Annotated in this window: 25 protein-coding genes; 8 read left to right on the forward strand and 17 right to left on the reverse strand. The window is 60.2% G+C overall.

Translation table 11 applies throughout. The annotated features are described in order from the left end of the window. Positions 1-295 precede the first annotated feature (295 nt). From EDD78_RS04690 to EDD78_RS04700, 3 genes are all read left to right on the forward strand, one after another. Complete coding sequence (locus tag EDD78_RS04690; RefSeq protein WP_132084142.1) at positions 296-1,657, forward strand: sugar ABC transporter substrate-binding protein; 1,362 nt, start codon at positions 296-298, stop codon at positions 1,655-1,657. A 95-nt stretch (positions 1,658-1,752) separates the two neighbouring features. Further along, positions 1,753-2,661, forward strand: coding sequence for a carbohydrate ABC transporter permease (locus tag EDD78_RS04695; RefSeq protein WP_132084143.1), 909 nt, complete (start codon positions 1,753-1,755; stop codon positions 2,659-2,661). Between the two features lie 11 nt (positions 2,662-2,672). After that, positions 2,673-3,536: a carbohydrate ABC transporter permease gene (locus tag EDD78_RS04700; RefSeq protein WP_132084144.1), complete on the forward strand. Its 864-nt coding sequence runs from the start codon at positions 2,673-2,675 to the stop codon at positions 3,534-3,536. Positions 3,537-3,590: 54 nt separating this feature from the next. Here EDD78_RS04700 and EDD78_RS04705 read toward each other — a convergent pair whose 3' ends face one another. The 7 genes from EDD78_RS04705 to EDD78_RS04735 all read right to left on the reverse strand — a co-directional run bounded on the left by EDD78_RS04705 (position 3,591) and on the right by EDD78_RS04735 (position 11,186). Continuing rightward, positions 3,591-4,358 carry a 4Fe-4S binding protein gene (locus EDD78_RS04705; protein WP_132084145.1) on the reverse strand — a complete coding sequence of 256 codons (768 nt, stop codon included), beginning with the start codon at positions 4,356-4,358 and terminating at the stop codon, positions 3,591-3,593. A 52-nt stretch (positions 4,359-4,410) separates the two neighbouring features. Further along, positions 4,411-4,878, reverse strand: coding sequence for a GNAT family N-acetyltransferase (locus EDD78_RS04710; RefSeq protein WP_132084146.1), 468 nt, complete (start codon positions 4,876-4,878; stop codon positions 4,411-4,413). Between the two features lie 99 nt (positions 4,879-4,977). Further along, on the reverse strand, positions 4,978-5,754 hold the full coding sequence (gene spo0A, locus EDD78_RS04715) for a sporulation transcription factor Spo0A (RefSeq protein ID WP_079698862.1): 777 nt from the start codon (positions 5,752-5,754) through the stop codon (positions 4,978-4,980). 145 nt (positions 5,755-5,899) lie between these two features. Beyond that, a complete protein-coding gene (spoIVB, locus tag EDD78_RS04720) occupies positions 5,900-7,132 on the reverse strand; it encodes a SpoIVB peptidase (RefSeq protein WP_159448950.1) in 1,233 nt (410 codons plus the stop codon). A gap of 278 nt (positions 7,133-7,410) precedes the next feature. Then, entirely contained in the window at positions 7,411-8,553 is a 1,143-nt protein-coding gene (locus tag EDD78_RS04725) for a Ger(x)C family spore germination protein (RefSeq protein ID WP_079698864.1), read from the reverse strand. Further along, complete coding sequence (locus tag EDD78_RS04730; protein ID WP_132084147.1) at positions 8,550-9,623, reverse strand: GerAB/ArcD/ProY family transporter; 1,074 nt, start codon at positions 9,621-9,623, stop codon at positions 8,550-8,552. Before EDD78_RS04730 ends, EDD78_RS04725 begins: the two co-directional genes overlap by 4 nt. 18 nt (positions 9,624-9,641) lie before the next feature. After that, positions 9,642-11,186, reverse strand: coding sequence for a spore germination protein (locus tag EDD78_RS04735; protein WP_242942132.1), 1,545 nt, complete (start codon positions 11,184-11,186; stop codon positions 9,642-9,644). A 133-nt stretch (positions 11,187-11,319) separates the two neighbouring features. Between EDD78_RS04735 and EDD78_RS04740 the strand changes: the two genes are divergently transcribed. The 4 genes from EDD78_RS04740 (at position 11,320) to EDD78_RS04755 (ending at position 14,012) form a co-directional block, all read left to right on the forward strand. Further along, the gene (locus EDD78_RS04740) at positions 11,320-12,003 is read left to right on the forward strand and encodes a DUF421 domain-containing protein (RefSeq protein WP_242942133.1); all 684 of its coding nucleotides are present in this window, start codon (positions 11,320-11,322) and stop codon (positions 12,001-12,003) included. Further along, positions 12,003-12,377 (forward strand): DUF4363 family protein, encoded by a 375-nt coding sequence (locus EDD78_RS04745; RefSeq protein ID WP_132084148.1) that lies wholly within the window; start codon positions 12,003-12,005, stop codon positions 12,375-12,377. Before EDD78_RS04740 ends, EDD78_RS04745 begins: the two co-directional genes overlap by 1 nt. Positions 12,378-12,482: 105 nt before the next feature. Further along, a complete protein-coding gene (locus EDD78_RS04750) occupies positions 12,483-13,208 on the forward strand; it encodes a class I SAM-dependent methyltransferase (RefSeq protein ID WP_132084149.1) in 726 nt (241 codons plus the stop codon). A 114-nt stretch (positions 13,209-13,322) separates the two neighbouring features. Further along, the gene (locus EDD78_RS04755) at positions 13,323-14,012 is read left to right on the forward strand and encodes an MgtC/SapB family protein (RefSeq protein WP_079698869.1); all 690 of its coding nucleotides are present in this window, start codon (positions 13,323-13,325) and stop codon (positions 14,010-14,012) included. A 50-nt stretch (positions 14,013-14,062) separates the two neighbouring features. Here the strand turns inward: EDD78_RS04755 and EDD78_RS04760 are convergent, their stop codons facing one another. The 3 genes from EDD78_RS04760 to lepB all read right to left on the reverse strand — a co-directional run bounded on the left by EDD78_RS04760 (position 14,063) and on the right by lepB (position 15,796). Next, positions 14,063-14,659, reverse strand: coding sequence for a flavin reductase family protein (locus EDD78_RS04760; RefSeq protein ID WP_132084150.1), 597 nt, complete (start codon positions 14,657-14,659; stop codon positions 14,063-14,065). Positions 14,660-14,729: 70 nt separating this feature from the next. Beyond that, positions 14,730-15,218, reverse strand: a complete 489-nt coding sequence (locus EDD78_RS04765) for a GNAT family N-acetyltransferase (protein ID WP_132084151.1) — start codon at positions 15,216-15,218, stop codon at positions 14,730-14,732. A 2-nt stretch (positions 15,219-15,220) separates the two neighbouring features. Beyond that, the gene (gene lepB, locus EDD78_RS04770) at positions 15,221-15,796 is read right to left on the reverse strand and encodes a signal peptidase I (RefSeq protein WP_132084152.1); all 576 of its coding nucleotides are present in this window, start codon (positions 15,794-15,796) and stop codon (positions 15,221-15,223) included. 156 nt (positions 15,797-15,952) lie between these two features. Between lepB and EDD78_RS04775 the strand changes: the two genes are divergently transcribed. Further along, positions 15,953-17,671, forward strand: a complete 1,719-nt coding sequence (locus EDD78_RS04775) for a B12-binding domain-containing radical SAM protein (protein ID WP_165873111.1) — start codon at positions 15,953-15,955, stop codon at positions 17,669-17,671. Positions 17,672-17,730: 59 nt separating this feature from the next. Here EDD78_RS04775 and EDD78_RS04780 read toward each other — a convergent pair whose 3' ends face one another. The 7 genes from EDD78_RS04780 to EDD78_RS04810 all read right to left on the reverse strand — a co-directional run bounded on the left by EDD78_RS04780 (position 17,731) and on the right by EDD78_RS04810 (position 22,973). Beyond that, positions 17,731-18,114, reverse strand: a complete 384-nt coding sequence (locus EDD78_RS04780; protein WP_079698874.1) for a hypothetical protein — start codon at positions 18,112-18,114, stop codon at positions 17,731-17,733. Positions 18,115-18,259: 145 nt separating this feature from the next. Then, positions 18,260-19,087, reverse strand: a complete 828-nt coding sequence (locus EDD78_RS04785; RefSeq protein ID WP_132084154.1) for a putative RNA methyltransferase — start codon at positions 19,085-19,087, stop codon at positions 18,260-18,262. 16 nt (positions 19,088-19,103) lie between these two features. Further along, positions 19,104-19,580 carry an acyl-CoA thioesterase gene (locus EDD78_RS04790; protein WP_242942134.1) on the reverse strand — a complete coding sequence of 159 codons (477 nt, stop codon included), beginning with the start codon at positions 19,578-19,580 and terminating at the stop codon, positions 19,104-19,106. 35 nt (positions 19,581-19,615) lie between these two features. Beyond that, positions 19,616-20,068: a GNAT family N-acetyltransferase gene (locus tag EDD78_RS04795; protein ID WP_132084155.1), complete on the reverse strand. Its 453-nt coding sequence runs from the start codon at positions 20,066-20,068 to the stop codon at positions 19,616-19,618. Continuing rightward, entirely contained in the window at positions 20,065-21,441 is a 1,377-nt protein-coding gene (locus tag EDD78_RS04800; RefSeq protein ID WP_132084156.1) for a sodium-dependent transporter, read from the reverse strand. Before EDD78_RS04800 ends, EDD78_RS04795 begins: the two co-directional genes overlap by 4 nt. A gap of 62 nt (positions 21,442-21,503) precedes the next feature. After that, entirely contained in the window at positions 21,504-22,496 is a 993-nt protein-coding gene (locus EDD78_RS04805) for a CPBP family intramembrane glutamic endopeptidase (RefSeq protein ID WP_132084157.1), read from the reverse strand. Positions 22,497-22,547: 51 nt separating this feature from the next. Further along, positions 22,548-22,973, reverse strand: coding sequence for a VOC family protein (locus tag EDD78_RS04810; RefSeq protein WP_132084158.1), 426 nt, complete (start codon positions 22,971-22,973; stop codon positions 22,548-22,550). Positions 22,974-23,067 lie beyond the last annotated feature (94 nt).

The raw sequence follows: 23,067 nt of genomic DNA on the forward strand, positions 1-23,067 counted from the left end.
CAGTATAACACAACGATTGTATTTGCGCACTTCTCTAAAAAGGCCCATCCTCCGCCCCAACGGGCGAAAAGCCTGCCGTCATGCGGTTTGGTGGACCGCCGAAACAAAATATTGACGATGGAGTGCCGATTTGGGCGATGGGAAAATGCTGGATTTTGGGAACGAAAACCGAAACGGGAGATAGCTTTTTTATGAAAGCCGGTGCTACAATAAAATCACGCAAAGCGGCGGCAGACAGATCGCGGCACCCCGCCCGGCTTTATATGCAACCGAAATAAAGGGAGGAACGAGCAAGATGAAAAAAAGGATACTTTCCATACTGTTGGCGGCCTGCATGCTGGCTTCGGCCAGCTCCCTGACGGCCTGCTCGAGCAAGAGCGGGACGCCCGCCGCGAGCGGCGAACCCAAGACCCCCGCTTCCGAGGCCGGCAGCGAAGCGGCGCCGGAAGCTTCGTCCGAGGGGGCGAGCAAGATTACGGTGCTCATGCCCAAGCATGAGATGGACAACATCGGCTTCATGGAGAAGGAAACCCGAGGCTATGAAAGCGAGTCGGGCAACCAGGTCGAGCTGATCAACATGAGCTGGGAGAACGTGGCCGACCGGATCACCACCGAGATGGCGGCGGGCGGCGGTTCCTACGATGTGATCGAGTTCGACAACTCCTGGGTGCCGAAATTCGTCACCAACAACTGGATCATCCCGCTGGACGACTACGCCACCGACGAGATGAAGACCGGCATGCTGCCCGGGCTGATCGACAAGTTCTCCTACGACGGCAAGCTCTACGGGATCACCTGGAACAACGATACCCGCTTCTTTATGTACAATAAGGCCAAACTCGAGCAGGCCGGCTTCAGCGAGCCCCCCAAGACCTGGGAGGAGCTGAAGGAGCAGACCAAGGTCATGCAGGAGAAGGGGCTGACCAAGTTCGGTTACTCGGATTCCTATATGCAGGCGCAATCCTGTGTCAACGAGATGTTCTTCGTGGTCTACTCCTTCGGGGGCGACTTCTTTGACAGCGAGGGCAACCTCACCATCACCACCGACCCCGGGGTCAAGGCGGCCTACGAGTTCGTGGCGAACGGGCTCAACACCGATAAGATCGTCGACCCGGGCTCGATGACCTCCGACTATGAGACGGTCGCCAATATCTTCAACATGGGCGACACCGCCTTCTGCGTGCAGGCGTGGCCGGGAATCTATCAGTCCTCGAACGACGAGAGCACCTCCAAGGTGGTCGGCGAGATCGCCGTGGCCGATTACTCGGTCTCGGGCGACGGGCAGACCCAGGCGGTCCTGACCCTGCCGGAAGCGATGGCCATCCCGAAGGCGAGCAAGAACTACGACGCGGCCTGGGATTACATCAAATACATGTCCTCCAAGGAGTTCGACAAGCGCAAGGCCGAGGAGATCGGCGCGCTGCCGATCTGGAGCGAGCTCTTTAACGATCCCGACCTGCTGGCGAAGTACCCGCACTGGTCCGGCTTCGGCAAGCAGGCGGCCAACTCCAAGGGCCTGCCGAGCCTGCTTTGGTACGACGAGTTTGCCAACGTCGTGCTGGTGGAGTCCCAGAAGATCCTGCTCGGCCAGGTCTCGGTGGACGACGGGCTCAAGGAGATGGAAGAGCAGTGCAAAAAGATCCAGCCCCAGGCGTAGGGGATACGGATTGCCGGCGGCGCGGGTAAATGCCCGCGCCGCAGCTTTAAAAAGCGGTGGCGGCTGTCCCGCTGTGAAAGGATATGTGATGAAGTATGAGCAAAAACCAAGGCGGGCAGCGGCATGACGGCCGCCCGTTCCTGGATAGGCATCTGCCCCAGCTTCTGATTGCGCCAAGCATTTTGATCATCCTGGGCGTGCTGATCCTGCCGATCCTCTATTCGATCTATCTGAGCTTCCACGAGATCAACTTCTCCAGCAATACCTACCAGTTGGTGGGGCTCAAAAATTACATCGAAATGTTCCAGGACACCTATTACCTCAAATCGATCTCGCTGACGGTCTACTTTACGGTAATCACCGTCTTCACCGAAATCTTCATGGGGGTCGGGATCGCGCTGGTGCTCAACCAGAAATTCAAGGGCCGCGGCTTTGTGCGCGGGATCATGATCCTGCCCTGGGCCCTGCCCACGGTGGTCAACGCGGTCATGTGGAAGTGGATTTTCAACGCCAACTACGGCGTCTTCAACGCCCTGCTCCTGAAGCTGGGGCTGATCGACAGCTACCAGGTCTGGCTGGGCACCCCGTTGAGCGCGCTCAACTGCATGCTCTTCGCCAACATCTGGAAGGAGACCCCCTACGTCGTGCTGCTGACCATCGCGGCGCTGGCCAATATTTCCCCGGACATCTACGAGGCGGCCAGGGTGGACGGCTCGAACGTCTTTCACACCTTCCGTACCATCACCCTGCCGCTGATCAAGCCGGTGGTGCTGATTCTGGCCATCACCAAGACCATCTGGGCGCTGCAGACCTTCGATCTGGTCTTCATCCTCACCGGCGGGGGCCCCGCCTCGGGCACCGAGCTGATGACCTTCTTCATCCACAAGAACACCTTTAAATTTCTCAAGTTCGGCTACGGCTCGGCCATGTCCTACATGCTGTCGATGGTCTGCTTCGTGCTGACGTTCATCTATATCAAGGTGTTCGCCAGCAAGGAAGATTAGGGGGGAGCAAGATGAATAAAAAACTTAAACACGTCCTTAAGCGCACCGGGCTCTATGCGCTGGTGCTGCTGATCGTCGTTTATGTCCTGGCGCCCTATCTGTGGATGGTGATTTCGAGCATCTCCACCAAGGTGGACCTGATGGAGGTGCCGCTCAAGTTTATCCCCCGGCACCCGACGCTGCAAAACTACAAGGATATGCTGCTGGGGACCTCGAACTCCACCACCGACGCGGCCTCGCAGTTCATGCACGCGATGAAAAACAGTGCGATCGTCACCGTCTGCGTGACCGCCGTCTCGATGGCGGTGGGGATCCTCGCCTCCTACGCCTTCTCGCGTTTCCGCTTCCGCTTCAAGCAACAGACCTTCATGGCCATCCTCTTTACCCAGATGATCCCGCCGATCGCGATCATCATCCCGCTGTACATGATCATGCTGCGCGCGAAGCTGCTGGACAACATCTGGGCGCTGACGGTGGTCTATCTCTCCTTCGTGCTCCCCTTCGTCATCTGGATCATGAAGGGCTACATCGACGGGATCCCCACCGAGCTGGAGGAGTCGGCGATGATCGACGGCTGCGGGCGGCTGCGCTCCTTCTTCCTGATCGTGCTGCCGGTCGCCTCGACGGGGCTGGCGGCCACCACCATCTTCGCCTTCATCATCTCCTGGAACGAGTTTTTCTACGCGCTCAACTTTACCTCGCTGGCGGCCAAGACCCTGCCGGTGCTGATCACCGAGTTTTCCAGCAAGTACGGCGCGGACTACATCCTGACCTGCACCTCCGGCGTGATTGCGAGCTTGCCCCCGGTGCTGCTGGCGCTCATCTTCCAGAAGTACATCATCGCGGGCCTGACCTCGGGCGCGGTCAAGGGATAAATCAAAATTAGAAAAGCCCCGCCCCGGCAAACGCCGGGGCGGGGCTTTTAGCGCCTAAAGAAGGAAAAATTCGGGCTCTTTTCTGGCGGAAAACTTTTTGACGAATCCCGCCTTGGCAATCTTGTAAGCCGGCCCGCGAAAGGCGCGGGCGTGCTGCGGGCAGGCCGCGATACAGGCGGTGCAGGAGATGCACCGCTCCTTGTCGGTTTCCTGGGGGTACCTGGGGTCGATCGCCCCGGTGGGGCAAATTTTAGCGCAGGCCCCGCAGCGGGTGCAGGAGCGGTCCGCCGAGGGCTTCAGCGGGACCGGAGCGGGCGCGCGGTAAGGGGCGTGCCCCTTGACGCTGGGCCTGCCCGGCTGCGGCAGGCTCTCCAACAGCTTTGCGCACTTACCGGCAAAATTCTGAAGCTGCCGCAGATCCTCCTCGTCCGGCCGCCCGGCGGCGACGTCGGGGAAGATGGAGTGCTGCGCGATCGCGGCGGCCGCCGCGATCACCCGGAAGCCCTGTCCTTCCAGCAGCTCCTGCAGCTCGAGCAGCGCGTCGTCATAGTCCCGGTTGCCGTAGACCGCCGCGATGATCGCGGGCGTTTTGTCGCCGCGGACGCCGCGCAGCCGCTCGGCGCAGGGGGAGGGAATCCGCCCGGCGAAGACCGGCGCCCCGGCGATCAGCAGATCGTCCGGACCGAGCTCCGGCATAGGCTCGCGCTGGGCCAGCAGGTCGCATTCCTGCCACTCTTTTTGAATCCCGGCCGCGATTTGATTGACGGTTTTTTTGGTCGTTCCCGAGGGGCTGAAGTAGATGCACCAGGTGTTCTTTATCATATTGTCCGCCTCCGTTTGGTTTTATCATAAACCAAAAGCAGAAGAGATGCAATCATTCGCAGGCGAGAGGACATTCCATCATTTCATTTTCGGCGCGAAAGCCCTGCCGCTCATAAAAGGGGACGGCCCGCCCGCTCGGCCAGACAAAGAGCAGCTCATATCCGTTTTCTTTTGCAAAGGCTTTCACCCGTTCCATCAGCGCGCTGCCGATCCCGCGGCTGCGGTACTGCCGCAGGGTATGTACGTTGGTGACGTAGCCGATCTGTCCTTGCGCCTCGCGGGGGCTCGGTATCTTCGGCACCCGGCAGACCCAGACGTTCGAGATGATTTTCCCATCCTCCTCGGCCAAAAAGCAAAAATAGGATTTTTCTTCCAAGGCTTTTGCCAGAAAAGCCTCGCACAGCGGGAGAAACCGTGCTTCTGCCATCGGCTGATTTGAATCCTGCTCCCACTCGTGGAGCCAGCGCAGCCGCGCGAGCTGCGGGGCGTCCGCGGGGGATGCCAAGCGGTAGGTGAGCATTCGTTTCCCTCCTTTTAAAATTTTTGTGGCCGGCGTTCCAGCAATAAAAACAAGGGCGGACAGCGTATGCTGCCCGCCCGGATAGACAATCTCGAAGGCTTAGTTGGCGACCTTGAGCCGCAGGCGGAGCTTATCCGCAATCATGGCGATAAATTCGCTGTTGGTGGGCTTACCTCTCTGGTTGTGGATGGTATAACCGAAGTAGCTGTTGAGGGTGTCCACGTCGCCGCGGTCCCAGGCCACTTCGATCGCATGCCGGATGGCGCGCTCCACGCGCGAGGAGGTGGTGTCGTGCAGCTTGGCCACGTTGGGATAGAGCTGCTTGGTCACCGAATTGATGATTTCCGGGGTCTGCACACACATGATGATCGCATCCCGCAGGTAGTGATAGCCCTTGATGTGTGCGGGCACGCCGATCTGGTGGATGATCTCGGTGACCATCACCTCGAGGTCCACCTCACGATTCCCGCTCTTGCTGGTGAGGTCCATCGGATGCTCGTTGCCCGCCATCTGGACGATGCGTTCCGCCATCACCTCCACGTCGAACGGCTGCAGGAAATGATAGACCGAACCGGTGGCGGTCAGCTCCCGCTGGAGCACCTTGTTGTCGCAGGTGGACATCGTCATGAAGAGGGGCGCGTCGGGCAGGTCGCTCGAAGCGATCTCCTTCATCACCCCGATCGCGTCCAGATTGTGCATGAAGGCATCCATCAGCACCACGGTTGGATGCTGTGTTTTGATCATCTCGACCACCCGCTTGCCGTCCTTGGGGCAGGCGACTATGCTCACCCCGTAGTGGCGCAGGATCGATGCGAGCTGTGCGCAGAAATCTTTGTTGGAGTCGTCGCCGATGAGAACCTTGATTTTGGAATTCATGATGTTACCTCCGATTGTCTAATTGGAATTTTCTTACATTCCCTGATGACCGTAGTTTACCATATATTGGTAGTAATTGCAAGTGGCTGTCGTAAAATATACATTATATAGTTATTCAAACATTTCTGGAAAATTTTGTAATATATCACGAAGCCCTTGCTTCTTCCACTGCGACACCCTTCATGGTATGGTCCATATTCTCGACGAAGATCCCGTAACCTTTTGTCGGATCGTTGACAAAAACGTGGGTTACCGCGCCGACCAGCTTGCCATTTTGCAGGATCGGGCTTCCGCTCATGCCCTGTACGATTCCGCCGGTTTTGGCAAGTAATTTAGGATCGGTAATCGAAATAACCATATTCTTGGTGTCGGTTTCGCTGGCGCCGTTGAGGCGGTCGATATTCACCGAATAGATTTCCGGCGTTTCGCCCGAAACGGTGCACAAAATGCTGGCCGGTCCACGTTCGACCTCATAGGAATGGGCCATCTCCACCGGCTGGTTGTAGGGATAAGAGGAATAGAGCTTTCCAAATACGCCGGTCTCGTTGTTCACGTCCAGCGTGCCCATCGCCCGGTTGTCCACAAACATCCCCTTGAGCTCGCCGGGCGCGCCCGCGTGCCCGAGCGAGACGCCGCTGATGTTGGCGCGCACGATCTCGCCGGAATACAGCGGCATGACCATCTGGGTGTCGATGTCGCAGACCGCGTGCCCCAGCCCCGCGTAGCAGCCGGATTTGGGGTCGTAGTAGGTCATGGTGCCGATCCCCGCCGAGGAGTCGCGCACCCAGATCCCGGCCTTATATTGGCCGTCTATGCTGGAAAGGATGGGACTCAGCTTTAGATTAAAGACCTCATCCCCGCGCTTGAGCTGTACGCTCAGCGGCACGCCGCCGCTCTTTTGCACGATTTCGCCGACCTGCTCGTTGGAGGAGACCTTGGTGCCGTTTATGCTCATCACGATGTCGCCGATCTGGATCCCGCACGCCTTGGCCGGATTGAGCAGCCCGGCGTCGGTGTCGACGTCCGACATGCCGACCACGATCACCCCTTCGGTAAACATTTTGATCCCGAAGGGAATCCCGCAGGGGACCACCATCTTGCGGTCCACCACCTGTACCTGCACCTGCTTGACGCTCACCCCGCCGAACATCCGCAGGTTGAGCGCGTAGGTGTTGCCCGCCGTGTCGTAGGATTCGATCGGCAGCATGGTGTTCTGCGCCTCGGGGTGCAGCTCAAACGGATAATGGATTTTGAGCTGTTCGCCCTGTGCGACGTAGAACTGGTCTGGAAGCGTGTTCCCGACGTATATGGCGAGAGACAGCACGCCCATCACACAGATGGACAGCACGCCTGCCACCGCCTTGTAGAACCTTCTCATTGGAATAACCGCCTTTCCCGCCCGCCTGAAACAGACGGATGCCATCCGGCAAACATTTTGATTTGGATTGCACCAGACAATCCAAACTTAATTTCCCACGGGTCGGGCGATAATATGATAGGCAAATCCTTTTGCTTTTAGATAGAAATTCCGCGTGCCTCCCGGCACGGGATATTTCCAAGCCGCAAAATTTTCTTGCTCCCGGAAGGAAAATTAAAGGCATAAAATACTAGAATTTGTATTATTTTCAGGAAAATTGTACCATCCTTATTTTAACCCTAATTTCCGGATGCTTCAAGCCCCATTCTGCTAATATTACATACAATTTCAAAATTAAACCCCGAATTTTCGAACATGGCTTCAAGATTGTCGCGGTGTTCGTTGTAATAGTTTGGAAGATACTTCTTGACGTGGTCGGTGAGGCGCAAAATATCCGCGCCGTGCCCGCGCAGGGTTTTGTTCAGTGCGAGATTGATCAGCTGCCGGATTTTGCGTTCCTGCATCTGCTGCACCAGGGGAACGATCTCCTGAGTGATGTCTCCGCCCTCGTCCGAGATCAGCTCGCGCAGCGCGCTGTCGCAGCGGATCTTCACATCAAAAACCAGCCTGCCCTCCTCAAGGCGGGGCTTCATGCGCGAGGAGCACTCCAGTATCTCCAGCGCGGCGCTGCCCTTTTCGGGCAGGGAGACGGTCATGGTCGCGTCCTCCATTTTGCCCAAAAACCAGATGATCCCCTGGATCTCCTGCTCGGTGAGGGTGTCCACCATCTTGTCCTTTTTAATGAGCGCCCCGCCATCGATCTCCACCTCGGGCTTCCCGCTCTGCTGGCTGAGCTTTACCATCGGCACGTCCACCGAGTCGTGGCCGGTTTCCAGCTTGGACACCACGTCCACCATCCGCCCGCCGTTCATGTGGCGGTGGTTCATCGCGTTGTCGGCCACCTGCTCGATGGCCGAGGCCGGGACGATCCCCCGGCTGATCTGCGCGGTGACGATCTTCGAGGCCGACTCCTCGGCGATCATCAGGTAGACGCTCGGATGGAGCTGATGGTTGGCGTTAAAGTAGTCCACCGCTTTTTTGAGGTTTTCCTCGGCCATCGCCTTTCCGATGACGATGATCTTGTTTGAGCCGAAGAAGATCTGCTTGCCCTCCTTGCGGGTGGCCTCGCTCACCGCCTCGGTGATGGTGTCGCCCTCGCTGCGGATGATGTTGTTGTTGAGCTCGGATGCGTCGAAGGCGGTCTGCCCGCCGCTGCCGCTGGGTACGAAGTATTGGAAGGTGAGCTGGAATTTTTGGTCCTCATAGTCCACCCCGACGGCCTGCACGATGGCCCGGTCCTTGAGGCGGATGGTCTCCATGCAGCCGCAAAGCGGCAAGGAAAGGGACAGCACAAGGGCAATCAGCAAAGACAAACGTTTCATGCCTTATCCTCCTTCCTGCGCCGCCCCGGGATGAGGATCAGCAGCACCGGCACCAGGAGGACCGCCACATAGAGCGGGATGCCGGTGAGGGTGAAGTTATACAGCGCCTGGTAGGCGGTGAAGTAGTGCGCCAGCAGCAGGGAGCAGAGGATGGTGATCCCACCCAGGGCGAGCAGGATGGTGTTTTTGCGCTTGGCGCCGAAGAGGAAGCACAGGCAGCGCTGCGCGATAAAGAGGTAGAGCGCGCTCTTGATCAGCCCGATCATCGTCCAGATGACCATATGGACCGCATCCATGCGCTGGAAGTAGAACAGCCGCGCCATCTTGGCCACCGCGTAGAGCGGATAGGACTGGGTGACGGCGTATTGCCCGACGGTGCACAGGGTGACGAAGATCATCCCCTCCAGCAATGCGAACACCCCCAGCACCCACCACAAAAACCCCTTTTTGACGTTCCCCTTGAGGTAGGGGATGAAGAGCAGGACCAGCATGAGCTCGCTGGATTCGTTGACGGTGACCGCCCCGCCCTGCACCACCGGCCTGACCCCACCCAAGAAGGGGGAGATCAGCCCAACGGTGTCAAACTCCCGGGCCAGGGAGAGGACGATCATCACCAGCGAGCCCAGCAGCAGGATCAGCGCCAGCCCCGAAAAACGGGCGGTGGATTCCAGTCCCAGATAGACCATGTAGAGCGCCACCAGGGTGAACAGCACCACAAAGATCACGTTGGAGTCGTTGGGATAGACGGCCGAGGTGATGAACACGGCAAAATGGACCACGTTGTCGATGGCGACGCTCAGCGCCAGCAGCGCAAAGAGGGTGGCGCAGGCGAAGCCCGCCCCCTGGGAGCGCTGGTAGGCGAATTCGATCAGCCCGACCCCCTTCTGGCGGCGCAGGATCAGAAAGCTCGGCAGCATGATGAGCACGCTGAATACGACAAAGAGGACCAGGCTCGCGAGCCCCGCCGACCCGCTCGCCGACTCGCGCAGTCCGGGCACGATGGTGAAAAAGGAAAAGGAGCGGCAGAGGAAGAGCATGATGAAAAATTGTGAAACTGTGATCTGGGGCAAAAGCCAGGACTCCTTTCTTTATTGCCTTGAATCGTCGACCTCGCTGCCTGGCAGGTCCTGCACCTGGAGCTGCTGCTGGCCGAGGGTGCGCCAGCTCACCCGGGTGAAGATGTCGCGCATGGGATAGGCCGAGAAGGGGGAGGCGGGGGCGGTCTCGGGGATCCCCATCGGGCGCTTGGCGCAGAGGTTGCAGAGCATTGCCGTCAGCCCCAGGGTGATCCCGAACACACCCAGCGTCCCCCCGATGAGGATGAAGGCGAAACGCAGCACGGTGATCGACTGGTAAAGGGTGGGGATGACGAACGAGCTGATCGCGGTGACGGCGACCACCATCACCATCGGCGCGCCGATGAGGCCCGCCGTCACCGCCGCATCCCCGATGACCAGCGCGCCGACGATGCTCACCGCATGCCCGATGGGGCGGGGCAGGCGCAGCCCGGCCTCGCGCATCAGCTCATAGATAAAGTGGATGATCAGCGCCTCGAACATCAATGGGAAGGGGGTGCTCTCCTCGCTGGTGGCGATGTTGAAGAGCAGGGCGTTCGGGAAGAGCTCGGGGTCGAAGGTGGCCAGCGCGACATAGGCCCCGGGCAGCAGGATGGTCAGAAAGAACGCCGCATATTTGAGGAAGCGGATGAAGGTGGCGTAGTAGGGCCGGTGGGTGTAGTCGTCGATGCTCTGGAAGTTTTCGTTAAAGAGGTAAGGGGTGATCAGCGCGAAGGGGGTGCCGTCCACCAGCACCGCCACGCGTCCCTCGCAGATTTTGGCCACCAGGGTGTCCGGGCGCTCGGTGGTGCCCACGCCGGGGAAAAGGGAGAGCGGCCCCTCCTCCAAAAATGGTTCGAGGTAGCCCGATTCGAGCACCACGTCCAGCTTGGCGCTGCGCAGCCGGCCGCGCACCTTGTCGAGCAGGGAGCCCGAGACGGTGTCGGACATGTAGACCAGGCAGATGTCGGTCTTGGAGCGCACGCCGCAGGACATGATCTCAAAGCGCAGCGCCGGGGATTTGATCCGCCGGCGGATCATGGTCATGTTGATCCGCATGGGCTCAACGAACCCCTCCCGGCTGCCGCGCACGTTCACCTCGCTCGACGGCTCGGAGATCGAACGGAAGGAAAAGCCCTGCATGCCGCAGGCGACGCCGAGCGCCTCGCCCTCGATGAGCAGGACCGCGAAGCCCGAGTCGAGGAAGGTGAAGAGCTCCGCATAGGTATAAAATTCCTTCTGGTCCATCCCGAGCAGCGAGAGGGTGCGGGTAAACTGCAGCACCTCCTGCGGGGTGCTGTCCGGCCCGAGGCCTGAGTTCATCAGCGGCTCGGCCATGATCTCGGAAAAGGTCGCGAGGCTCACCATCCCTTCGCTGATGAGCACCGCCATCTCGACCCCGCCCACCGCGATGCGCCGGTCGGTCAAATCGGAGGAATTGCCGCACAGCCCCCGTATTTTGATCATGTTGTCGGACAGCGAGGCCACAAGCCGTTCATTCTCACCCGGCACGGGGCTCGGCGGCTGGTATTCCCGGCGTTTTTCCTGGCGCACCTTTTTCTTTAAAAATGAAAACAAACGAATCGCCTCCTATCAACATAAGCGGGCACAGCTAACGCTATTATTACCAGCTTTGGCGGGTATATTTATGGTGGGAAAAACAATACTAATGGAAGTTAAACGTACAAAACGGATTGGAGTGTAAGGCCGGATGTTTACAATCTTTTTCAAAACCATCATCCTCTATGCGCTGATCATCGTCGGGCTGCGCCTGATGGGCAAGCGCCAGCTCGGCGAGCTGCAGCCCTCGGAATTTGTGGTGACCATCCTGATCTCAAACATCGCGACCCTGCCCATCGAGGACGTTGACATCCCGCTGCTGACCGGCATCCTGCCGATTTTGACCTTGGTCAGCTGCGAGGTGATCATGTCCACGGTGGCGCTCAAGAGTAAGCGTGCGCGCAAGATTCTCTCCGGGTCGCCCAAGATCGTGATCCGCGACGGGGTGATCGACCAGCGCCAGCTGCGCGACCTGCGCTTTTCGATCGACGATTTGATGGAGCAGTTGCGCCAGAACAACGTCTTTGACATCGCGGACGTGGCCTTCGCCATCGTGGAGACCACCGGAAAGGTGTCGGTCTATCAAAAGTTCGAGGCCCGCAATGTCACCGCCGAAATGCTGAACCTGCCGAGTGACGGGCAGGAGAGCGCCCCGCCGGTGGTAATGATCTCGGACGGGCAGCTCATCGAGGAGGCGCTGCGCTACTGCAACCTGCGCCATGAGTGGCTGGAAAAGACCCTGGGGGATCAGAAGGTGCGGCTCGAGGACATTTTTTTAATGACCTGCAACCGGCAGGCGAACTACCACATCATTAAGAAGGAGAAGGTGGCCTGATGGGACGCTTTTATATTTCCCTGGCGCTCCTGGCGGCAATCCTGGGAGTCTGTACCTTTTCGCTGCACCAGTACAGCACCGCGGCCGAGGAGATGACCGCCCAGCTTGACAGGATTGAGCAGGCCGCCCTTTCGGGGGAGGCGGGCCCGGATAAGCTCTCTGAAATGTGCCGCCTATACGGCGAGCAGTGGGAGGATAGGGAGGAGCGCCTGCTGCGCTTCATCCGCCATCCGCAGCTCGACGAGATCACCTCGCTGACCGCCGAGCTGCAATACCTGGCTACCGACGACAGCCCGAGCCACCTGCTCGCCTCAATCGAGCGGATCAAGGTGAACATCAAGAAAATCGGTACCGCGGAATTTTTTAACGGCTGACAAAAAAGAAGCGTCAAAACCATTTGGTTTTGGCGCTTCTTTTGCCCATCCCAGCTTTTTGTATTATAATGGAGAATACAACGACATCTATAAAAGGAGCGGCCTATGCTGGAAAGTAAAGTCAGAACGCCACAGGAGCAGGAAGCCTATCTAAAGGAGCTTCGGGAGTGGCTAAGCTCGGTGCGGGAAGAGGCGCCCGAGGAGATGGCGGATTTTTTTCACAACAGGATCGGCATTTACGAGGACAGACACCTCGGGCGCTGGGCAAAGGAATACGAGCACATCGCCGACTATTTTCCGGGGGATCCCCGGAGCCTGCTGGACATCGGCTGCGGCACCGGGCTGGAGCTCGCTTCGGTGTTTCGCCGCTTCGACCAAATCGAGGTCACCGGAATCGATTTGTCGGGCACCATGCTGGGGAAGCTCCGGGAAAAGTATCCCGGCCGCCGGATCACGCTCATTCAGGCGGATTATTTTGCATATCCATTGGGGGAGGAGCGTTTCGGCGCGGCCCTCTCCTTTGAGACGCTGCACCACTTTAAGCCGGACAAAAAGCAGGCGCTCTACGAAAAGCTCTGCCGCGCGATCAAGCGGAGAGGGTGCTATCTGGAATGCGACTATGTCGCCTGCTGCGACGAGGAGGAGCGGCTCTGCCTGGAAGGGTACGAATACCGGCGGCAGAAATTTGGCATCCCGCCCGGGCAGTTTGTCCACATCGACATCCCGCTGACCCTGGAGCACCAGCTGACACTTCTGAAAAACGCGGGCTTTCAGAAGGCGGAGGCGCTCTACGAAAACCGCGGTACGGTGATCATCCGGGCAAAAAAATGACAGCTGCAGGGTTTTATGCAAAACGGGGCCCCGCGCCGTTTGGAATGCAGCGATTTGTCTCAAACGAAGAAAAATGATATACTGATCCTATTGTAAATTTTGGAGGCTGACAAAATGGACAGCGAAACCGTCGCACTGATCCTGACCCAACTGGAGTACCTGCTTCGCCTGGTGATAGCCGCCGTCTGCGGCGCGCTGATCGGCTTCGAGCGCAAGAACCGGCTCAAGGAGGCGGGGATACGCACCCACCTGATCGTGTCCCTCGCTTCGGCGCTGATGATGCTCATTTCAAAGTACGGTTTTTACGACGTGGTGATCTACGACAGCATAAATCTCGACCCCTCCCGTGTGGCCGCGGGCATCGTCACCGGCGTCGGCTTCCTGGGAGCCGGGATGATTTTTGTGCGCCGGCAGGGGGTCAGCGGGCTGACCACTGCGGCGGGGATATGGGCGACGGTGGGCGTCGGGATGGCGATCGGCGGCGGGATGTACGTCATCGGGATCGCCTCCACATTGCTGATCATCCTGGTGCAGGTGCTGCTGCACAAGGACCTGCGCTGGATGAAGATCCCGGTTGCCGAGCAGATCTACATCGAGCTGGACGACTCCTCGGTGGAGACGGTCGACGCGCTGCGGGAAATCCTGCGCGAGCACGGCATTCAGGTGCTGGGCGTCAAGGCGAAAAGGCACAAGAGCGGGGCGATCGACATGGAATTCACCGCCAAGTTCCCCGAAGCGTACGACGTCGCGGACATCATGAACCTCTTTTCAGATGCCGCGCATGTGCGCACGATCGAGGTGTAAGTGGTTGATACAGTAAGAACAAAGCGGCCCGGCAGAATGCCGGGCCGTTGTTATTTCGCCTGCTTTTTCCGGGAGGGCGGGCCCCGGCGGCGCTTCTTGACCGAGAAGCCGAAGGTGCCGATCCGCTTGCCCAGCGCGAAATACTCTCCATGGGCATAGGCGGCGAGGTTGCATTTGCCGAGGTTGAGCCTGCCGTTTTCATCCACCAGAGAGGCATCCACCTGCACCGCCACGATCTCGGCCAAAAACATCTCGTGCGAGCCGAGCGGCAGCGCCTTTACAACCCGGCATTCGAGGCTCAAGGGGCTCTCTGCGAGCAGGGGGGCGGAGATTTTCTCCGCCTTTTGCGGATGGAGATGGGTGGCTTCAAACTTGTCCAGGTCCTTTCCCGAGCGCACCCCGCAGAAGTCCGCCGCGCGCACCAGCGCGCCGGTGGTCAGGTTGATGGCGAACTCTCCGCTCTCCTTGATCAGCCCGTAGGAGTACCGCTCGGGCCGGATCGAGACGTAGGTCATGGGCGGATTGGAGTTGACGATCCCCGTCCAGGCCACGGTGAGCAGGTTCGGGCGCTCCATCGACCCGCAGGTGACGATGGCGGGCGGCACCGGGGAGAGCAGGGTGCCGGGCTTCCAGATTTGTTTTTCCATTGTACTACTCCGTTTCCAGATAAAGATAAAAACCGGTCCCCACCGGGCTTCCCCGGCGGGCACCGTCGATTCATAAGGTTTTGCCGAGATAGATCATGTCCACGCATTGCTCGCCCTCGTCGTAGACCGGCTCAGGGTAATTGTCGGTAAAAAAGTTCTTGAGCACCCGCTCCCGGCGGTAGCCGCATTTTTCATAAAAGTCCAGGTTCCCGTGGCTGGTGTCCGCCGTGCCCACCGTCATACGGGAGGCGCCGCGCTTTTGACATTCCCGCTCGCAGGCGGCGATCAGCGCCCGGCCAAAGCCCCTGCGGTGCATATCCTCGCGCACCGCAAGGTTTTTGATCTCCCAGCATTCCGCCGCCTCGGGCACCGCGACAATTACGCCCACAGCCTGCCCGTTTTCCACTGCGGCGAGCATGACCCCGCGGCCGAGATAGCGCTCCACCATCTCCACGCAGGGGTCGGCGAGCAGCAACAGCTCCATGTATGCGCGGCGCTCCCCGAGCGGGCCGACAGAAAGAAAGGCCAACGTTTGACCCGCTTCCTTAAAAGCCTTCATGGTCACTTCACTCCCATACGAAATAGGAAAATCACCTTGCCCATCAGGGCGGAATCGTCCGGCATGCCCACCGAGCTGTGCCGGCTGTCGAGCGATATCTCGCGGTTGTCGCCCAGGACGAACATCTGCCCCGGCGGCACCTCGAGCGGGAATTCGACGTCGTACTTCTGCTTGGTCCCGGTGCTGATGTATGGCTCGTCGAGCTGCTCGCCGTCGACCAGGACCGTGCCCCGCCTAAAATTAATGTCCACCGTCTGTCCGCCGGTGGCGATCACCCGCTTGAAGACGGGCGCCTCGCCCTCGCCGGGGCGAAAGAAGACAATGTCCCCCGTCTGCGGGGTCTTATAGAGGCGCAGGATGAGCGCCAGGTCCCCGTCGCTCAGGGTCGGATACATCGAATTGCCGGAAACGAACACCAGCCCGACGACATAGGTCATCACCAGCCAGACGATGACGGCCGCCAGCAGCAGGACGAATATCTTGCGCCGGCGGCGTTTTTTGCGTTGCAGCGCGTCCAGCTGTTTTTTGATCTGTTCGCGCATGGCGTTTGGATTTGTAGCCGTTATCTGAGTTGCCAAAAAGTCCCCCTCCAATCAGCAACCGGTATAAAAACATTTTATCACAGTTTCTGGCAAAAGAAAACACATTCTTTTCGTCCCCGCTGGATTTTTGCCTTCCGGTGGGGTAGAATGGAAGCCAGCCACGCAATTCCCGAGAGAGGGGTAAGGATAGGGATGAAAACAATCATCGCCGGGATTAACGCCAAATACATCCACACCGCGCTCGCCGCGCGCGGCCTGGCCGCCTATGCGGCACAGCGGGGGATTGACGGGGTACGCGCAATGGAATTTACCATCAACCAGCACCCCGATGCGATTTTGCGCGCGCTCTACGCCGAGAGGGCGGACTGCTACCTCTTCTCCTGCTATATCTGGAACTGGGAGCTGGTGTGCCGTCTCGTGCGGGACCTGCGCACCCTCTGCCCGCGGGCGGCGATCTACCTCGGCGGGCCGCAGGTCTCCTTCCACGTGGGGGAGCTGCTAAGGTCCCTGCCCGGCGTTGACGGCATCCTGCGCGGCGAGGGGGAGGAGCCGCTCTGCCGCCTGCTGCGCGCGCTCAGAAGCGGCGGGGACCTCTCGGCGGTCCCGTCGTTGACCTTTTGGCGGGAGGGGGAGGTCTGCGAAACCCCAATGTGCGCGCCGATGGAGATGCGCGAGCTGCCCTTTTGCTATCCGGACCTTGATGGGCTGCGCCACCAGATCGTCTACTACGAGTCCTCGCGCGGCTGCCCGTTTCATTGCACCTATTGTTTGAGCTCGCTGGAGCGCCGGGTGCGCCGAAAGCCCCTGGAGCTCGTACTCCCCGAGCTTGGGCACTTCCTCGCCGCCGGGGTGCGGCAGGTGAAATTCTGCGACCGCACGTTCAACTGCGACAGGGAGCACTGCATGGCCATCTGGCGCTACCTGATGGAGCGGGACAACGGGTTTACCAACTTCCATTTTGAAATCACCGCCGAGCTGCTGGGCGAGGAGGAGCTGGGGCTCCTGGGCCGGGCACGCCCCGGGCTCTTCCAGTTCGAGATCGGGGTGCAGTCGGTGAACCCCGACACCCTGCGCGCCATCCGGCGCGGCGCCGACCTTTCGCATCTTCGCGAGGTAATGTCCCGGCTGCGCGAAAATGGGAACATCCACCTGCACCTCGATCTGATCGCCGGGCTGCCGCTGGAGGACTACCAAAGCTTTGCCCGCTCCTTCGACAGCGTCTTTGCGATGGGGCCGGACCAGCTCCAGCTCGGGTTTTTAAAGGTGCTGCCCGGCTCAAGGATGGAGCGGGATGCGCCCCGCTATGGGATCGTCTCCCGCGCCTGCCCTCCCTATGAGGTGCTGTTTACCGATCACCTTTCGGCGGACGAGCTCTTCACCCTCAAGGGGGTGGAGGAGATGGTCGAAAGCTACTACAACAGCGGCGCCTTCGCGCATACGCTTCGCTTCCTGCTCGAGGGCCGGGGTGCGTTTGACACCTTTCATGCGCTGCGGCGCTTTCTCGAGGAGGGCGGCTGGACGGGGGAGAGCCTCTCGCGCACCACCCTTTACGACTGGCTCTACGCCTTCGGCACGCGGCGCTGCGGGGCCGAAGGCCCGCTGCTGGGGGAGCTCATCCTGCTGGATATCTGCCTGGAGGGCAAACCGAAGAAGCTGCCCGCCTGCCTCGCCGGTCGGGACCAGACAAAGTGGTACCGCCCCATCCGGACCTTTTACGAGGAGCCTCATAACCGCGGGAGGTACCTGCCGGACTATGAGGGGGAGGACCCCGCCGTGCTGCGGCGGATCACCCATCTGGAGGTCTTCTCCTTCGACCTGCTCTCCCCGGGGAGGGAGCGGGCCGGGTGTGCGCTGCTCTTCGACTACCGCAAGCCCAAGGCGCGGCGCGCGGTAAAAGTGCCCTTGGAATAAGATGCGCGCCAATGCAAAGAACCGGCCCCGAGCAAAAGCCCGGGGCCGGTTACTTAATTTTATTTAATCCGCGCGATGTATTGGCAGTAGACATAGACATTTTTGATCTTCTTGGCCTCCACCCCGTCGCCCGCCTCGATGACCGGCTGGGTCTCGGAGGGGGTCTCGTACAACTTGAAGGCGATGGCGTCCTGCCCGGGGCGCATATTGCGCACATGCTTATACTCGTACTCCTTGCGCGCGATCCCGAGGTAATTGAAGATGATGTCCTCGATCCCATTGTTGGTGAAGCACTTGATAATATCCTTCTCATCGTACATTTCGATGATGGCCTTCGCCTCATGGAAGGAGAGGTTGGAGCACTTAAACTCCCCCTCGTTGACGACCGACATCATGTTCCCGTTATCTAGCAGCAATAGTGGATTGTCGTTTGCTTTCGGCATGGTAAAAAGCCTCCTTCTGTCCGTGTGCGCGATAGTGATCGGTTTCCTGTTTCCATTCTATCCATGATTTTATAAAATGTCAATTTAATTTTAGACAAATTCACTATATTATTTTGTGATAAAGGATAAGGAAACGAAGGGGCTCCTATAACTTTCCCCGCTTGCGGTAGCTGACCAGCCAGAAGTCTGCCGTGGTGCGAAGGCGTTCGAGCCCGGCCAGCCGCTTTGCGCCCTCGATGGGGGTCTTATAATAATAGGGGGTCATCATGAAAAGGCTTTGCAGCACCTGCGCCCCCTCGGCGGTAAAGTCGTAGCAAAGGCGGCGGCGCCCGGTGATGGAAAAACCCTCGAGCTCGAAGCTCTTTTCCTCGTTTTCATAGGGGTGCTCGTAGAGCACCTCCTTGAGGGAGTAGAGATGCCGCGCCGCCGGATAGACCGCCACAAAGTGCCCGCCCCGGCGCAGCACCCGGTGGAACTCCTGCGGGCAGAGGGGGGAAAAGACGTTGTAAACGAGGTCCAGGCAGTGCCCGGAGAAGGGCAGCTCGAAGATGCTCGCCACCGCGAAGCGCCCCTTAGGGCAGCGCCGCGCGGCGTGGCGCACCCCATGCTTCGACAGGTCGATCCCGTAGAGGGTGGGCTCCCAGCCCAAGGCTTGCAGGTAGGCGCAGAGCCCGTCTATGTAATACCCCTCGCCGCAGCCCGCATCCAGGATGGCGGGGGAAGGGGAGGTGCACAGCGCGCCGATCGTCTCACAGAGCGCCTCGCGCAGCGGGGCGTAGCCCCCGCTTTCAAGGAAGGTGGTGCGCGCGCGGATCATCCCCGCGTTGTCGCCCGGGTCGCGGCTGCCGCCGCGGTTGGGCGGCAGGAGGTTCACATACCCCTGTGCGGCCAGGTCGAAGCTGTGCCCCGCGGCGCAGCACAGCGCGCGCTGCTGCACAAACAGGGGCCGCTGACAGAGCGGACAGCAAAACAAACCGGGCTCCTCCTCTTCAATAATTTTCTGCCCGGCGCTCCCGGCGCAGGTTGCGCCGGCGCACCCCCGCCTCCCACTCGGTGCGGTCCTCCTCGCTCTCCAGGATCAGCGGGGGCACCGGGGTGGGCTGCTCGTGCTCGTCGAGCGCGACCATCACCAGGTATGCGCGGTTGATCATCTGGCGCCGCCCGTCGAGCTCCTCGACAAAGGCGTCCACCCGCACCTCCATCGAGGTGCGCCCGACATAGGTGATCCGCCCGATCAGCACAACGGTGCTGTTGATGTGGGCCGCGGCCTTGAACTGCAGGTTGTCGATCGCGGCGGTGGTCACCTCCCGCCCGGAGTGGCGGCGGGCCACCACCCCGGCGACCACGTCGATCCATTCCATCAGCTTGCCGCCGAAGAGGCGGCTGTAGCCGTTGATGTGCTCGGGCATCAAAATCTGTATCTGCTCGGTGCGCGATTGCGCGACCGTCTTGGCTTGCAGTTCCATAGCTACTCCTTTATCCATCATATCGGCGTTTGGCTTTATATTGTCCCCGTATCGCCTGGGGCGTGCAGGCAGTAGACCAGCTTCCCGCCCTGCTCCCCTTCGATTTTCATCCCCAGCCGCTCGGCCACCCGGCGCGCGGGCAGGTCCGAAGCGGGTACCGGCGCCACCACGAAGGGGGAGCGCAGGGCCTCAAAGGCATAGGACAGGCAGCGCGCCGCCCCCTCGGCGGCAAGGCCCCGGCCCCAAAAGGCGGGCAGCAGCCCGTAGTAGAGGCCGCACAGCCGCCGGCCGCCGAGCGTGCAGGAGAATAGCCCCATCGCGCCCGCCGGCTCATTTTCGTACAGCGCCGCGAGGCAGCCATACCCCTCCGGCTGGCCCTCGTCGCTCAGCCATCCGGGAAAGTGCGGCAGGCGCTGGAGCGCGGCGCGCTGCTGCCCTCCGGGCAGGCAGAGAAGGAGGTGTTCGGTTTTTAAAATCAGCCCGTTCATCCCTTTAGGAAAAACTTTTCCAGGTAGCCATAGGCGAAAACGACCAGCACGATCAGCGGCAGCAGGAAGGTCACATAAAAGCGCGCCCACTTCGGGAAGCGCAGCCCCTTGCCGGTGTCCGCCTCGGCGATGAAGTTGTCCCATCCCCAGCCGTAGCGGGTGACGCAGAAGAGCAGGTAGACCAGCGACCCCAGCGGCAGGAAGTTGTTGGAGACGAGGAAGTCCTCGAAATCGAGGATGGTGCTTCCCGCCCCCAGCGGTGTGATCCCGGAAAGATAGTTGTAGCCCAGGGCCGCGGGCAGCGAGAGCAGGAAGATGAGCAGGATATTGATCACCACCGCCTTTTTGCGGCCCCACCCCCAGAGGTCCATGGCGAAGGAGAGGATGTTTTCAAACACCGCCACGATGGTCGAGAGCGCGGCAAAGGTCATGAAGACGAAGAAGAGCGTCCCCCACAGCCGCCCGGCCGGCATGGCGCCGAAGATATTGGGCAGGGTTTTGAAGACCAGTCCCGGCCCGCTGTCCGGATTGACCCCGAAGGCGAAGCAGGAGGGGAAGATGATGGCCCCCGCCAGCAGGGCGACCAGGGTGTCCAGCGCGGTGACGCTGACCGCCTCGCCCGTCAGACGGCGGTCCTTGCCGATATAGCTGCCGAAGATCGCCATTGATCCGACGCCTATGCTCAGCGTGAAGAAGGCTTGGCCCATCGCCGCAAAGACGGTGGTGGCAAAGCCCTGCTCGCGCATGCGCGAAAAGTCGGGGTAAAGATAAAAGCGCAGCCCCTCGCCGGCCCCCGGCAGGGTGACGGCGCGCACCACCAGGACGAGCATCACCACAAAGAGGCTGGACATCATCACCTTGGTGATCCGCTCCACCCCATTCTGCAGCCCGAGCGAGCAGATGCCAAACCCCAGCAGCACGGCCAGCAGCATCCAAAGGACCATCCCCTTGGGGTCGGCGAGCATGGCGTCATAGACCCCCGGCACCTCCTGCGGGCTGAGGCCCACAAACTCCCCGCGCAGCATCTTGAAAAAGTAGGCGAGCATCCATCCGCCGATGGTGGTATAGAACATCATGAGCAGGTAGTTGCCCGCCATCGCCACATAGCCGAACAGGTGCCAGTGCGAGCCCTGCGGCTCGAGCACCCGAAAGGAGGCCGCGGCGCTCCTGCGGCTGGCGCGGCCGACCGAAAACTCCATCACCATGATGGGTAGCCCCAGGATCACCAAAAAGAACAGGTAGATGAGCACGAAGGCCGCGCCCCCGTAGAGCCCGGCGATGTAGGGGAAGCGCCAGACGTTCCCCAAACCGATTGCACAGCCCGCCGAAATGAGCAGAAAGCCGAGGCGGGAAGAAAATTTTTCTCGTTGCAAACGAATCCCTCATTTTTAGCTAATACTCTTAGTATGCCTCAAACAAACGTTTCTATCATCCTTTATCCCCATAACAGGGCGAGCAGGATCAAAACGGCGCTCAGCCAGATATAGGCGGCGATCCCGGGGGAGGTGAAGAAAAGGCGGTATTTGAGCTTTTCCGGCCAGCCCATCGGTCCGCGGGGGAGCAGGAGCTGCTGCCGGCGGAAGGTGAGGATCAGCACGCTCCCCAGAATGGTGAGCAGCACGAACTCGCTCAGGATGAGCGTGACGGCCAGCATGCCGACCGCCTGACGGCCGAACTCGACCATCTGCTGGGGCTGCCGCTCGAGGGCGTAGAGCATCTGCGGGCCGAGCAGCCCGAGGATCAGCGCGCCGGGCAGGTTCAGAAGCATGTGCAGCAGCACGCTGTAGCGCAGCCTGCCGAAGCGCAGCACCACATAGCCGAGCACCAGTCCGACCGCGAAGGCGTAGAGCAGCTGGGAGAGGTTGCCATGCGCCAGTGCGAAGACGGCGGCCGAGGCGAACATGCAAAAGCGTTCGCCCCAGTGGCGCAGCCGTTCGAGCAGCACCCGCCGGAAGATGTACTCCTCCAGAATGGGGCCGATCACCACCATGAACAAAAACAGCACCGGGAAGGGCAGGGTGCCCGCCAGGGAAAAGAGCGGGTTTTCATAAGGCCGCCCGAGCAGCTCGCCAAAGGCGGTGGTCAGCAGAACTGTGACGAAGTTGCAAAGATATCCCAGCCCGAAGGCGCAGACCAGCGCCCCCAGGAACTGGAGCGGGCGCATGGGCCGCGCCTCGGGGGCGGCGAGGGGCTTCACGGGCAAAAGAAGCAGGCAAAGCAGCGGATAGCCGATGAGCATGGGCAGCAGGATGGACAAGGCGGGGGCGTACCACACAAGGCCGGCCAGCGCGGGGAACAGCCGGGGCAGCAGCCAAAGGCAGACGATCCCCACCAGCTGCGTGAGGAGGACCATCGCGAAGAGGGACCAGCCGATCCGGCTGCAGCGCGCCCGCTCGCGGTCGGGCGAGAAGTCGTAAAATCCGTTCATCTGCGGCCAATCCTCCCAATCTCAAAGATTAGATTACCCTCATAAAGGCGATTATAGCAGCGCAAAATGAGGGCTCTCGATCATTTCCTTCATCCGGCACAGGCAGAAGGGATGCCCGGCGGGGTCGAGCATGACCCGCCAGCCGTCGGAAAATTGCTTCTGGGCGACGGCCGCCCCGCATTGGACGGCGTGCTTCACCGCCTCTTCGAGATCGTTGACGGCGAAGTCCAGGTGGGCCATCTGCTGCTGCGCTTCAGGCTCGTCGGGCCATACCGGAGGCCGGTAGGCGGGATTCTTTTGAAATGTGATGCCGGGATACGCCCCCTGGGCCGCGCCCGGGGCGCCGAGGCACGCGAAATCCTCATCGTGATACGGGATTTCCCACCCCAGCAGCGCCGCATAGAACTTGGCCAGCCCGTAGGGGTCCGTGCAGTCCAATGTGAAAGAATAGAGTTTGATTTTCAGACTATCGTCCATTGTATGGTTACCTCCATTTTTTCTGTGCGGTCAATTTCCATTATAAACTATTTTACCCGCCAATACAAGGAAATAGCGCCTGACGGGGAGCCGG

It is taken from the genome of Harryflintia acetispora, from assembly GCA_004340125.1.
In the GTDB taxonomy this organism is placed as follows: domain Bacteria; phylum Bacillota; class Clostridia; order Oscillospirales; family Ruminococcaceae; genus Harryflintia; species Harryflintia acetispora.